Annotated in this window: 6 protein-coding genes; 3 read left to right on the forward strand and 3 right to left on the reverse strand. The window is 63.9% G+C overall.

Annotated features, from left to right (window positions below; genetic code table 11):
• Positions 1-7: 7 nt before the first annotated feature.
• Positions 8-571, reverse strand: a complete 564-nt coding sequence (locus FFY45_RS01000) for a cytochrome b (protein ID WP_006450665.1) — start codon at positions 569-571, stop codon at positions 8-10.
• A gap of 2 nt (positions 572-573) precedes the next feature.
• Entirely contained in the window at positions 574-1,230 is a 657-nt protein-coding gene (locus FFY45_RS01005) for a YceI family protein (RefSeq protein ID WP_176338997.1), read from the reverse strand.
• Positions 1,231-1,325: 95 nt separating this feature from the next.
• Here FFY45_RS01005 and FFY45_RS01010 point away from each other — a divergent pair, with 95 nt between their 5' ends.
• From FFY45_RS01010 to FFY45_RS01020, 3 genes are all read left to right on the forward strand, one after another.
• Positions 1,326-4,883, forward strand: a complete 3,558-nt coding sequence (locus FFY45_RS01010) for an ATP-binding protein (RefSeq protein WP_176338998.1) — start codon at positions 1,326-1,328, stop codon at positions 4,881-4,883.
• 79 nt (positions 4,884-4,962) lie between these two features.
• Positions 4,963-8,523, forward strand: a complete 3,561-nt coding sequence (locus FFY45_RS01015) for a sensor histidine kinase (protein WP_176338999.1) — start codon at positions 4,963-4,965, stop codon at positions 8,521-8,523.
• Between the two features lie 138 nt (positions 8,524-8,661).
• Positions 8,662-12,189 (forward strand): hybrid sensor histidine kinase/response regulator, encoded by a 3,528-nt coding sequence (locus FFY45_RS01020; RefSeq protein ID WP_343204082.1) that lies wholly within the window; start codon positions 8,662-8,664, stop codon positions 12,187-12,189.
• A gap of 75 nt (positions 12,190-12,264) precedes the next feature.
• On the opposite strand, the gene mdtD is transcribed toward FFY45_RS01020, so the two are convergent.
• Positions 12,265-13,686, reverse strand: a complete 1,422-nt coding sequence (gene mdtD / locus FFY45_RS01025; protein ID WP_176339001.1) for a multidrug transporter subunit MdtD — start codon at positions 13,684-13,686, stop codon at positions 12,265-12,267.
• Positions 13,687-13,971 lie beyond the last annotated feature (285 nt).

Below are 13,971 nucleotides of genomic sequence, written 5' to 3' on the forward strand. Positions count from 1 at the left end.
GAATCCTTTAGGGTTTGGAAGAAAGCCAACCGCGCGGCAACATCCGCACCAAGGTGGCGTCACGCTGGAACAGGTGGTGATAGAGCGCGGCGCCGGCATGCGCCAGCACCACCGCAATCAACAACCAGAAGCCCCACTCGTGGATGAAATGCGCAATCGCGCGCAGTTGTTCGTCCGGCGGGCTGAGCTTGGGGACGGCAAACAAGCCGAACCAACGGAACGGGCGCAGGCCGCTGGTGGAGTCGTACAGCCAGCCCGACAGCGGCATGGCGAAGATCATGGCGTACAGCAGCCAGTGGGTGAGCCCGGCAATGCGTTCCTGCCAGCGTGGAGTACCGCTTACCGGCGGCGGCGCGCCTGCATAGATGCGCCAGCCCAGCCGCACGATCACCAGTGCCAGCACGGTCAGGCCCACCGACTTGTGCGCGGTGTAGACCCAGAAATATTTCGGGGTCTTGGGCAGGTCGCCCATGATCAGGCCAACCACGCCCAACGCCAGAATCAGCAGTGCGATCAGCCAATGCAGGGTCTGGCTGACACCGCCCCAGCGTTCGATGTTCTTCAGGCTCATGCTCAGGATTCCGGGCTGGTGGCAGCGTCAGGGGCGGCGGGTGTGTTCTGCGGTTGCGGTGCGTCGTCTTCGGCGCGGCCCTCGCGTACGGCTTCGGCTTCGATGCGCAGTTCCACCGAGTCGCCGATCATCGACTTCCACGCGTCGATTCCGAACTCGGCACGGCTCAGCGTGGCGGTGGCCGAGAAACCGGCAGTGCGCCGGAACGGCGGCAGCGGATGGCGTTTGAGCGCGTTGAGGGTGACGTCTAGGGTGACCGGGCGGGTGACGCCGTGCAGGGTCAGATTTCCAGTGACCTTGGCGTGGTTTTCGCCGTTTGCGACCACCTGCGTGGAGACGAAATGCGCGTCGGGAAACCGCTCGGCGTCGAGCAGGTTGCGCGCCAGCGTGGCCTCGTTCCACTTGGCATCGCCCAGGTCGGCGCGGTGCAGCGGCACGGTGACATCCAGCCGTGCGGAGGCCCAGTCGTCCGGGTCGAACACCAGCGTGCCGCTACTTCCGGAAATGGTGCCCAACGCCTTGGAAAACCCGGCATGTTCGACTGCGAACAGCACCCGCGTGTGCACCGGATCCAGCGCGTAACGCACCGGCGCGGCGGTTGCGGCAAGGCTGGTCGCGACCAGGGCGGGAAGCAGCAACAGGCGGGCGAGGATTGTCATGGGCGGATTCTAGGCATTCCCGCTGCGCTTCGCTCGGCTTGCGCTCGCAACGATCCGTTGCGAGCATGCGGGCTGGACGTGGAAAGGATGCCCACATGCGTTACCTGCTATTCGTGCTGCTCGCCGCCCTGACCGCGTTTCCGGCACTGGCGGGCGTTCCGGCGATTCCACGCTTCCGCATCGTCGGCGCGGCCGAGGGACTTCCCTCGACCATGATCACCGCCATTGCGCAGGACCGCGCCGGCTATCTATGGATGACCACCACCGACGGGTTGGTCCGGTACGACGGTGCCGAGTTCAAGGTCTGGCGTAACGAACCCACTGATCGGCATTCGCTGCGAAGCAATGCGCTGCAGGCGCTGTATATCGACGATCAGGATCGCATCTGGTTGGCGTTGGGTGGCGCCGGAGTGGCGATGCTGAGTGCCGATCGCAGCAAGTTGACCGCGTATCTTCCCGACGAGGTTCCGGAGTTGGCACTGGGAGATGTCTACGCGATTGCCGGGCGTGGCGACGACATCTGGTTTGGGATGTCGACAGGCGATGTCTTGCGTCTGGATGCGAATGGGCGGTTCAGCTCCTTCGATCTGGCAAAGATGGAGGACCCGCTGACGCCCAGTCCCATCTATGCGCTTGCGCTGGATGATCGCGACCGGATGTGGATTGGCACGCTGGGCGGGCTGGCCTATTACGACGGTCTGGCATTGCACCGTGTGCGGCCGGACGGGGACGAAAGCGGGATCAACGCATTGCAGTGGGTGGGACAACGCCTGTGGGCCTCAATGGATACCGGGCTGCGGTACATGGATTCTTCCGGGGCGTGGCATACGCCCTCCTGGGCACCGATGTTTGCCGCCGGCAACCGGGTCTGGGCGGTGGCCGATGCAGGCGATGGCGAATTCTGGTTGGGTACCGAACAGGGGCTATGGCATACCCGTCCAGATCACCCGCCAACGCCGGTCAACAACGGCGATGCCCCGCTGGTTTCCAATCGCCACGTGACCACCATCTGGCGCAGCCCACACGGCGGAATCTGGGTGCCGCTGCATGGACGCGGGCTTGCCTATCTGCGCGAAGACTGGCGCCGCACTGCAGCATTCAAGCAGACAAACGACCAGGGCAAGGGCATCGCATGCAGCCTTGCGCCAGCCAATCGATCGGGCGGCCTCTGGCAGTTCGACAGCAGTGGGCGGCTGTTGCGTTACGACACGTCCACCGGAGCACTCACGCAGACCGGGTTCCAACATCCCGACCTGCGCGACATAGAGATTATGACGACCCTGGAGGACAGCCGGGGGCAGCTCTGGCTTGGCAATGGAGAGCATCGGCTGTCGCGGCTGGACCTGAAAACGGGGGCGCTTGCGCATTTCAGCGGTGACGGCCCTGCGGAGGCGGTCATCTGGTTGGGCGAATCTGGCGATGGCTCGCTGTGGACCGCTTACGAGCAGGTGATCCAGCGCCGCGATCTGGTGACAGGGCGGGTATTGGAGACGATTTCCCCGGCCGACCCACATGGCTTGAAAGAGGTACTTCCCGGTCAGCTTAGCGTGGGGCCGGATGGGCGTCTGTGGCTCAGCGCCGTCGGTGGCTTATATGTCTGGCAGTCCTCATTACATCGCTTCGTGCCGGTGCCAGGCCTGCAGATCGATCCCATCCAGCGCTTTGTATTCGAGGATCAGACCCATCTCTGGTTTTACGGCGCCGGCCGACTGGACCGTTGGCAGAAGGAGGGCGACGCATGGAAGCGCGTGCGCCGGATTCGTGCGGCAGAAGGGTTTCCGGCAATGGATGCCTATGGTCTGGAGCTCGATGATCTTGGGCGCGTGTGGATGTCCGGTCCGCGCGGGCTGTGGCGCATCGATCCACGCACCGCGCGCGCAAAGATCCGCAGTTTCAGCGCACGTGATGGATTGACCAGCCAGGAGTTCAGTCGCCGCTGCCTGTTGATGACGCGCGATGGCGTCTTGGTCGGCGGGACCGCGGACGGGTACACGCTGCTGATCGATACCAAGGCGCCGGACGTGCCTTCGTTTAGCCCGGAGATGCGTCTGGAGGCAGTGAGTGTCCAGCTTGCGGATCGCCGCCGCGCATTGCCGATCACCGGCGGGTTTTCGCTTGCACCAAGTGATCGCCAGTTGCGGATCAACATGCGGCTACTGTCGTTCGTCGACCCGATGGCCAACCGTTACCGCACGCGTCTGAAAGGCTTCGAGACGCAGTGGATGGAACACGGTGCTGCGGGAATGCGCGAATTTTCGTCGCTGCCGCCTGGCAATTACGTGTTGGAGATGCAGGGGATCGATCCACTCGGCAATGCATCGCAGGTGCAATCGCTGCAGTTCTCGGTCAATCCACCCTGGTGGCGCAGCGACCTCGGTATCGCGCTGATCTGCCTGCTTGGATTGCTGCTGAGCGCATTGCTTGCCGCCGCCTATCGCCGGCGTGTGCGCATGCGTGCGCAATGGCAACTTGCGCAGCACAAACGCGAACTTGCCGAGCAGGCGTCGCAGGCCAAGACGCGGTTTCTTGCGACCCTGGGGCACGAGGTGCGTACGCCGATGACCGGTGTGCTGGGGATGAGCGAGTTGCTGCTGCAGACACCGTTGGATGGACGTCAGCAGGGCTATGCCAGCGCGATCCAGTCGGCGGGCAAGCATCTGCTGCGGCTGGTCAACGATGCGTTGGATCTGGCGCGGATCGAGGCCGGCAAGCTGCCACTGGATTACCGCGATTTCGATTTGCGCCAGCTGATCAGGCAAGTGGCCGAGCTGGTGCGCCCGACTGCCGAGCAGAAGCAGTTGGTCTTCGAGTGCGAACTGGAGGATGCGCTGCCGCCGGCATTGCACGGCGATGCCAGCCGGGTGCAGCAGATCCTGCTCAATCTGTTGTTCAACGCGGTCAAGTTCACTGAGCGCGGCAGTGTGAGTTTGCGTGTCTCAGTGCTGCCGCAAGGCCACAAGCAAGGCATCCGGATGGAGGTGCGCGATACCGGCCCCGGCATGAGTGCAGAACAGCGCGGGCGCTTGTTCCAGCGCTTCGAGCAGGCCGAAGGCGCGCTCACGCTTGCGCGGCATGGCGGCAGCGGCCTGGGGCTGGCGATCTGCCGCGAATTGGCAGCGGCCATGGGCGGTGAAGTGACGGTCAGCAGCGAACTGGGGCAGGGCGCGTGTTTCGTGGTCGAGCTACCGTTGCGCTGGGTGGCTGCGTTACCCGCAGTGACGCCGAATGTGGCACGCACAACGCCGCTTCACGATCAGGCGCCGCTGCAGCTGCTGCTGGTCGAAGACGACCCCACCGTGGCGCAGGTGATTGTCGGCCTGCTGCAGACGCGCGGGCATCAGGTCACGCATGTATTGCATGGTCTTGCGGCACTGGCCGAGGTGAGCACGCGCAGCTTCGATGCGGGGCTATGCGACCTGGATTTGCCCGGCATCGACGGCGCGGCACTGGTGGCACAGTTGCGCGCGCGCGGCGTGCGCTTTCCGATCGTTGCGGTGACCGCACGCGCCGACGCCGATGCAGAACCGCAGGCGATGGCGGCCGGATGCAATGGATTCTTACGCAAGCCGGTCACCGGCGACTTGCTCGCGCAGGCACTGGCGCGCGCGCTTGCTGACGCCAGCGACGTACAGGAAGACCCGGTTGCCGACTAGGGGCGGCCGTAGCGAAGCAGGTACAGTGCAGTCCCGCCAGGGAGCGCGCGCAAGCGTGCAGGTGGCGATGGGGACAAGGATGAAGATGAAGAAGGTGCTGCTGTCGTTGCTTGCGGTCTTGTTGCTGCTGATCGGTGTGGATGCGTTGGCGGTGAACCAGATCGAGACCCCGCGCATGCGCCGGTTCGGGCCGGTCGAAGGCCTGCCTTCGCGCATGGTGCTGGCCTTGGCGCAGGACCGGCAGGGTTATATCTGGGCGGCCACCAGCGATGGTCTGGCGCGCTATGACGGCATCGGCCTGCAGGTGTGGCGGCATGATCCGGCCGATCCGCGATCGATTCCCGGCAACCAGGTGGAAACGCTGCTTGTCGATGATCGCGACCGGGTCTGGATCGGCGCCAATGGCTCGCCGGTGGGTATGCTGGACGCAGGGCGCAAGGATTTTGCGCAGTTTCCGGAGATCACCGAAACCTGCGTAGGGCAGGTGTGGTCGTTGGCGCAGGCGCAGGGGGCGATCTGGATCGGCACCAGCGATGGCGGCTTATGCCGCCGCGAAGAAAACGGCCGGGTTACCGCGTTCCGCGCAACGCCCGACTCGCCGGACGGTCTGCCCAGCGATACCATTCTGAGCATGGTGACCGACGCGCGCGGCCGGCTCTGGATTGCCACGGCCAGCGGTCTGGTGATGCGCGACGGCGAGCGTTTCGTGCGCATTGCGCCGACGCAATTGAGCACGGCCGTGCTCAAGCTGAGCAAGGATCCCGACGGCACGCTGTGGGTAGGCAGCAGCAAGGGTTTGTACCGCGTGACAACTGAAGGTGTGCTGGAGCCGGCGCCCTGGTCCGGGTCGGCCGCGGTACGTGCCGGCACTGTGGTGCACGATGTCCATGGCGGTTACTGGGTCGGCGCAGCCGATGGTTTTTTTCGAGTAGCACCCGGCGAAACTGCGCTGCGAGTGATGGAAGGCGATCGTGGTAGTGGGTTTCTTACCGCGCACAGCGGTGTGCTCGATGTCATGCAGGACCGCCAGGGCGGCCTGTGGCTAGGGATGATCTCGCAAGGCATGGCGTACCTGCCGCCGGATTGGCAGCGCTTCTCGACATTCTTCGAAACACAGGGGAAACCTCTGGAAAGCCTGTATCTGGTGAACGTTGCCGCAGATGGTGAGCGTTTTCTGGTGACCACGGGCGAGGGGGTGTATCGGGTCAGCGAAGACGGTGCAGTAGTGCCGGTGGTGCATAGCGATGCGCTGGGTGGCGGTTCGGTGCAATCGGTGCTGCCGGCAAGCGATGACAGTCTGTGGATCGCAATGCGCGAGGACATCACGCGCTATACCCCTGCCACGGGTGCGCGCCGCGACTTTCCTGTGGATGTCGGCACGCCCGATATCCACCGCGTGGAGCTGATGGCAGCCGGTATCGATGGCGAGTTCTGGCTATCGATCGTGCAGGGCGGCGTGCAGCGACGTGCGGCGGATGGACATGTGTTGGCGACATTCCGTTTCGGCACCGATCTGGGCATGGACGACGACATGGTGCAGCAGCTGTTGGTGCGGCCGGATGGGAGTGCATGGGCGGCGACCGGCTATGGACTGTGGGTCTGGCAGGGCGAACGCTTTCGCAAGGTAATCGGCGATGGACATGAGGTCTATGCACTAGCTTTTGTATCGCCACACGAGTTCTGGGCGGGGCGCTCTGGCGCGTTGGAGCGCTACAGCTGGGATGGATCGCAGGCGCGGCTACTGGAGCGCATCGGGCGCGCGCAGGGGATTCCGGCAACCGATATCCGTGGCTTGGCATTGGGCGGTACGGACACAGTGTGGGCCACTACCTCACGTGGCCTGCTCGCCTATCGGCGCGGGCAGCCGCGGATCCACATGTTCGGCCAACGCGATGGTCTGCCCGACAGCGAATTCTCGATGCGTCCACCGGTCACCGGCCCCACGGGACAAGTGTTGGCACTGACCACCAGCGGCATCGTGCTGTTCGACCCATCGCGGCCGTTTTCCGCTGCGCCATCGGCACGGCTGGTGATCGAATCGGTGCAGGTGCGCCGTAACGATGCCGAGCGCTCGCAACCGGTCTCTCACAAGGTGCCGATGGTGCTGCAGGCGCGCGATCGCGATCTGCGTATCAGTGCGCGATTGCTGTCGTTCGTCGATCCGGCCTCTGCGCATTATCGTTACCGCATCGACGGCTACGACGAACGTTGGGTGGAGCAGGGCGCCGGCGGCGAACGTGTGATTTCGCGCTTGCCGCCCGGCGACTACCGTATCGAAGTGCAGGCGCGTGCCGGAGAGGGCGACTGGGTCGCTGCGCCCACGTTGCAGCTGGAAGTGCGCCCGCCGTGGTGGCTGAGCACACCGGCGCAGCTGGTGGCCGCGTTGCTGTGCGTGTTGCTGTCATGCCTGGGTGTGTGGGCCTGGCGGCGCCGGGTGCGACGCCAGCAGGAATGGGTGCTGGCACAACAACGCCAACAGCTTGCCGAGCAGGCCTCGGTGGCCAAATCGAACTTTCTTGCCAACCTGGGACATGAAGTACGCACGCCGATGACCGGTGTGCTCGGCATGAGCGAACTGCTACTGGCCACGCCACTGGATGCCAAGCAGCGCAGTCACGTCGACGCAATCCGCAAGGCCGGTGCGCATCTGCTGCGGTTGGTCAACGATGCACTGGATCTGGCGCGTATCGAAGCCGGCAAACTGGAGCTGGTGCAGCAGCCGTTCGACCCGGCGCAACTGACCCAGGAACTGGCCGATTTCATGCATCCGATCAGCGAAGCGCGCGGATTGCGCTTTCACTATCGCAATCAATTGCCTGCGCAGTTGGTGGTGCTGGGCGACGCGACGCGGGTACGCCAGATCCTGATCAATCTGCTCGGCAACGCGATCAAGTTTTCCGAACGCGGCGAGGTCTCTCTCACGGTCAGTCGGCATGGCGAGGTGCTGCGTTTCAAGGTGCGCGATTCCGGGCCGGGCATCGGGCCGGAGCAGCAGAAGCGCTTGTTTCAGCGATTCGAACAAGCCGACGGCGCGCGCACCAGCGCTCGCTACGGCGGCAGCGGGCTGGGGCTGGCGATCTGCCAGGAACTCACCGTGGCGATGAAGGGCACGATTCGCGTGCGCAGCAGGCTTGGCGTCGGCACCCAGTTCAGCGTGGACCTGCCGTTGCCGATCGATCGCTCCGGCGTGCGCATCGCTTCTGGCGAGCTGGGCGCGGTGGCCGGTGAGTCGTTGCGCATCTTGCTGGTGGAAGACGAGCCGACCGTGGCCGAGGTGATCTCCGGCCTGCTGATGGGCCGCGGCCATCGGGTGGTGCATGCCGCGCACGGGTTGGCGGCGCTGTCGGAGGCGGTCGATGGCGGCTTCGACATCGCGCTGCTGGATCTGGATCTCCCCGGCCTGGATGGATTTGCGCTGGCATCGCAACTGCGCCGGCTCGGGCATGGGTTCCCACTGCTCGCAGTCACCGCGCGTGCCGACGGCGATGCGGAGCGCCAGGCGCAAGCAGCAGATTTCGATGGATTCCTGCGCAAGCCGGTCACCGCCGATATGTTGGTCGGAGCGATTGCGGCTGCGCGCAAGGGGCGCGCAGTTCGGGCAATGCCGGCGGCCGAATCCCAGTGGAGTGAGAATGGATGAGCGGCACGATGAGTGCCCGGGCTTGCCCGCACCGCGCTTGGCCCGCACTATGCGGCGACTTGTCGTGAAACGTATCCAGTGCGCCTTTTTTTGTGTTTTTCCTATTGGCTAATCGCGGCAGTGTCGCTGTGTCTGTGCGTGGCAGTGCGACCTGCACTGGCGAATACACGTGCGCTGCTTACGCCGGTACCCAGCCAGGTCACGGTCGCCGACGGGCTGCCGTCGGACACCATCAGTGAACTTGCCGAAGACAAGCAGGGCTATCTCTGGCTCGCCAGCGATGACGGACTAGCTAGATTTGATGGACGCAACTATCGCATCTGGCGGATGGAAGACGGGCTGACCAGCAACGCGATCTGGACCATTTGCGTCGATGGCGACAATCGGGTGTGGATGGGTTTCGAGAATGGCGGTGCCGGCTTTCTGGACGCCAAAACACGCGCTTTCACACGCCTGCAGAATGCGCAATTCCCAGAGTTGGCCGAAATTACGGTGTGGGCGCTGGCACAGACTCCGAACGGCGACATCTGGCTTGGCACCGCTGCCCACGGACTGTACCGGCGACGTCCCGACGGCAGCATGCAGCGATTTTCCAACGTGCCCGGCGACTCCGCCAGTCTGCCGTCCGACAGCGTGAACGGGTTCGAGGTCGCGCCCGACGGGACCTTGTGGATTGGCACCCCTGGAGGGCTGGCTCGCTGGGATGGTGCGCATTTCGAGCGAGTGCCGCTTCCTGGAACCACGCAAGCCGTCAATCGGTTGTACATGGAGCGCAGTGGCGACACGCTTTGGATCTCGGATATCGCAGGTGATGCGTTTAGCATAAACGCCAACGGCCAGGTCAGTCTTCAGCCATGGAAAAACGCGGTCAGCAAGCAGCGTGTCCTGGGTATCCTGCTGCATGATCGTGGCGGGCGTTACTGGCTGGACACTAACGGCGGCATCGCCCTGTCTTCTGCAGGAACCGACTTCAGCAGCGTGCCGATCTACAGCTTGTCGGCGCATGGTCTGGTCAGGCGAAACTGGATCACAGCTTACGAAGATCGGGAGGGCGGGCTGTGGTTTGCGGCGCTTGAAGGCGGTCTGTGGCACCTGCCTCCGCATTGGGACACCTTTGCGGTGCTGGCGCACCACAGCGATGATCCACAGTCGCTGGCCAATCCCTCCGTGCTGTCGACAGCGCCTTCGTCTTCGGGCGGTGCCTGGTTAGCTGGTAGCCGGGGCGTGCTGGAATATCTCGATCCGACCACCGGCCAACTGCAGAAGCATCTGGCCAAAATCGACGGAGCTCGTCCGCCAGACGCCATGCTCGAAAGCAGGCGCGGGTTCGTCTGGATCGGTGTACAAGGATCGTTGGTCCGCTACGACCCGCGGACGCGACAAGTCAAACGCTGGCAACTGCGGGAAGATGTGGAACCCGATCCCGACGGTGCTGCGGACCGACCGAGTTGGATGGCAGAGGACGCGCAGGGCCGACTGTGGGTGACTGTGCTGGAGCATGGTCTTCAAATCCGGAACGAAGATGGACAGTTGCTCCGGACCATCGTCAATGGCAGTCATGGACTGGAAGCATTGACCATTCTGGACATACGCCTTGGTCCCGACGGTCAGATATGGCTGAGCAATAATGCCGGTCTAAGGCGCTGGGACCCCACTGCCGACCGATTTATCCCCGTCGACGGTGCGCCATCCGTGCCGACCTATCTTTTCCGGCTTGGCGAGGGCGGCGTGGTCTGGACCGGGTTGGCGGGCGAGATACGCCGATATCTGTGGGATGGAAAGCAGCTCAAGCACCTGGATACCGTTGGAAAAGACCAGGAGTTTCCGATGGTGGCGCCCAATGGAATGGTGGTCGATGCCAGGGGAGTGGCCTGGGTGTCCAGTCAGCGCGGCCTGATCCGGATCGATCCTGGCAGCAGATTGGTGCGTGTGTATGGGGTGCACGATGGGCTCCCCAATCAGCAGTTGCTAATCAACACACTGGTGCAGGCGGGCAGCGGGCAGATCGTTGGCGCGGCGCCTGATGGCGTGGTGGTGTTCGATCCGGCCACGATGCGACCCAGCACACGCAGGCCGCCATTGATTATCGAGCGAGTGGGCTTGCGGCGCGGGGAGCGTGGGCTGGATATCACAGGACAGGAGCCGCTCACAATGCAGGACGCCGATCGCGATCTTCACATCGTTGCGCGCCTGCTCAGCCTGGCTGATTCCGAGTCCAATAGTTACCGCTTCCGCCTCAGCGGCTACGACCCGGACTGGATCGACGTCGGGCCCAGTGGCGAGCGGCAGTTTTCGCGTTTGTCGCCGGGCCACTACACGCTGGAAATTCAAGGGCGCACCGCCGAGGGCATCTGGTCGGCGAGTCAGACGCTACGCTTCCAGGTGCTGCCGCCGTGGTGGCTGGCGCCCTGGGGATTGGTCTTTTTGGGTCTGCTCGCGCTATGCGTCATCGCCGCGACGGTGTTGTTGTATCGCCGTCGCCTGCGTCGCTTGAATGCCTGGCAATTGGCGGTGCACAAGCAGGAAATTGCCGAGCAGGCCTCGCTCGCCAAGACACGTTTCCTGGCCACGCTCGGCCACGAAGTACGCACGCCGATGACCGGTGTGCTGGGCATGAGCGAGTTGTTGCTCAAGACCTCGTTGGACAACAAACAGCGCAGCTATACCGAATCGATCCGGCGTGCCGGCGCGCATCTGCTGCGGTTGGTCAACGATGCGCTGGATCTGGCGCGGATCGAATCCGGGCGCCTGGAACTGGATCTGGAGCCCTTTTCGGTGCGCCAATTGGTGGCCGAAGTGGAAGGCTTGATGTCACCGCTGGCGCAGGAGCGCGGCCTGCGTTTCAGCCTGGAAGTGGGCCTGCTCGGCGACATCACCGCCAGCGGCGATGTCACCCGCATCCGCCAGATTCTGCTCAATCTGCTCAGCAACGCGATCAAGTTCACCGAGCGCGGCGTTGTCGGCCTTAAGCTGACCACGCTGGGCTCGTATCAAGGCCTGCGTTTCGAGGTGGCCGATACCGGGCCGGGCATCAATGCCGAGCAAAAGGCGCGTCTGTTCCAGCGTTTCGAACAAGGCGACGGCGCCAGGACCACCTCGCGCTACGGTGGCAGCGGCCTGGGTCTGGCGATCTGCCAGGAACTGGCAATGGCGATGGGGGGGCATATCGAAGTGATCAGTCGCCTCGGCGCCGGCACGCGCTTTGTCGTCGATCTACCGCTGCGTTGGGTCGCCTCCAACGCCACGCTCGGCGGCGAGGTGGCGCGTGCCGGTGGAGCGGTCGCCCCGCAGCGCATCCTGCTGGTGGAAGACGACCCCACCATCGCCGAGGTCATCGTTGGCCTGTTGCGTTCGCAAGGCCACTCGGTGGTGCACGCACCGCACGGGCTGGCCGCGCTGACCGAAGCGGCCGACAACACCTTCGACCTGGCGTTGCTCGATCTGGATCTGCCGGGCCTGGATGGCTTTGCGCTGGCGCGGCAGCTGCGCGTGTTCGGCTACGACATGCCGCTGATTGCAGTCACCGCGCGTTCTGATGAAGCAGCCGAGCCTACTGCGGAGCAAGCCGGATTCGACAGTTTCCTGCGCAAGCCACTCACCGGCGACATGCTCGCCGACACCATCGCCGAGGCGTTGCGAAGCAAGCGCCCGCGCGAGGAGATTTAAGAACTATTGCCGCGCTTGAAATCCCGGGTGGTGATTCGCTCACGTACTGCACCAGGTACTGCCGCACACGCATGGCTACTCGGCAACTTCTTCCACATGTTTGGGATGCGGCCGCGTCTCGGCCAGCTGCCAGAAGATCAATGTCGACGACAAGGTGATGCCGCCCACGCACAGGAAGGTGGCATGCAGCGCTGCGGTGGCGCCATGGCTGTCGCCCAGATGCGTGTTGAACGCGGCCAGCAGACTGCCCGCAGCCGCCGCGCCGAAGCCGGTGGCCAACATCATCACCATCGACAGCAAACTGTTGCCGGGACTTGCCTGTTCGCGGTCCAGATCACGCAGGGTCACGGTATTCATGACGGTAAATTGCAGCGAATTCACCGCGCCAAAGCACGCCAGCTGCAGCAAGCGCAGCCAGAGCGGTTGACCGACATCGATCAAGGCAAAGCTGGCCATCGCCAGTCCCACCAATACGGTGTTGAGCATCAGGATGCGGCGGTAACCGAAGCGGCCCACCAACTTGACGGCGGCGCGTTTGGCGGCCATGCCGGCCAGCGCCACCGGCACCATCATCAGCCCGGCATGCATCGGGCTCATGCCCAGGCCCACCTGCAATAACAGCGGAATCAGGAACGGCATCGAGCCGCTGCCGACACGCGCAAACAGATTGCCCAAAATACCGATGCGAAAGCTGGCCACCTTGAACAAGGCCAGCGGAAACAACGCCGCCGGCGCGCTGGCCGCATGCAGCCAGTAACCGGCCAACGCAGCCAGTCCGCCGATCGCCAGCAGCATCACGAAGGCGTGGCGCAGGCCGAGTTCGGAGATGCCGTCCAAGGCCAACGACAGCGCCACCATGCCGAATGCCAGCATCAGATAGCCGATGAGATCGAAGCGTTTGCGCGCATCGCCATAGTGATCCGGCATGATCTTGAGTGCAGCGATAAACCCGATCACGCCGATCGGCAGATTGATCAAGAACACCCAGTGCCAGGAGGCGACTTCGACCAGATATCCGCCCAAGGTGGGGCCGATCAGCGGACCGATCAGTGCCGGAATCGCGATGAAACTCATCGCACGCAGGAAGTCGGCGCGCGCCACCGTCTTGAGCACCGCCAGGCGGCCCACCGGCAGTAACATCGCGCCACCGATGCCCTGCACCACGCGTGCTGCTACCAGCTGCGGCAACTGTTGCGCGGCCGCGCACAGCAGCGAACCCAGCGTGAACACGATGATCGCGGCAAGGAAGGTGCGCCGCGTGCCGAAGCGATCCGCAATCCAGCCCGATGCGGGGATGAACATCGCCACCGCCAACGCATAACTGAAGACCACCGACTGCATCTGTAGCGGGCTTTCATGCAGGCTCGCTGCCATCGACGGCAACGCGGTGTTGACGATGGTCGCATCCAGCATCTGCATGAAGATCGCCAGCGACACCAGCCACAGCAACGGCTTGATGCTGTCGTAGTCACGTAAGACGGGAACGGGCTGAGACATGGTGATCGCGGTCGAAGGGACAACGCATTATCCCCGCGCTGATGTGCACGAACTCAGAAAAACGTACGCGGTTGATTGGCCACTGAGGGCGCTTGCACGCGTGCCAGGTTTTACTTTGGAATCCGCAGGCGTGACGCCGGTTGAATGCATCGCTTTTCGAGCAGCGGCCGCGAATATTGAAGGCGCGGTGCCGTATCCGGGGGCGGGACCATGTGGCGGCATGGATGCCGCCACTGAGCCTCCATGGACGGATTCACGGCGTGTCCCGACACCGGATACGGCACC

It is taken from the genome of Xanthomonas hortorum (assembly GCF_011305375.1).
Lineage (GTDB): Bacteria > Pseudomonadota > Gammaproteobacteria > Xanthomonadales > Xanthomonadaceae > Xanthomonas > Xanthomonas hortorum_E.

What these genes read in the sequence shown, in the direction of transcription:
- FFY45_RS01000 (WP_006450665.1), bottom strand. Translation starts at nt 571, where the DNA reads ATGAGCCTGAAGAACATCGAACGCTGGGGCGGTGTCAGCCAGACCCTG.
- FFY45_RS01005 (WP_176338997.1), bottom strand. Translation starts at nt 1,230, where the DNA reads ATGACAATCCTCGCCCGCCTGTTGCTGCTTCCCGCCCTGGTCGCGACC.
- FFY45_RS01010 (WP_176338998.1), top strand. Translation starts at nt 1,326, where the DNA reads ATGCGTTACCTGCTATTCGTGCTGCTCGCCGCCCTGACCGCGTTTCCG.
- FFY45_RS01015 (WP_176338999.1), top strand. Translation starts at nt 4,963, where the DNA reads ATGAAGATGAAGAAGGTGCTGCTGTCGTTGCTTGCGGTCTTGTTGCTG.
- mdtD (WP_176339001.1), bottom strand. Translation starts at nt 13,686, where the DNA reads ATGTCTCAGCCCGTTCCCGTCTTACGTGACTACGACAGCATCAAGCCG.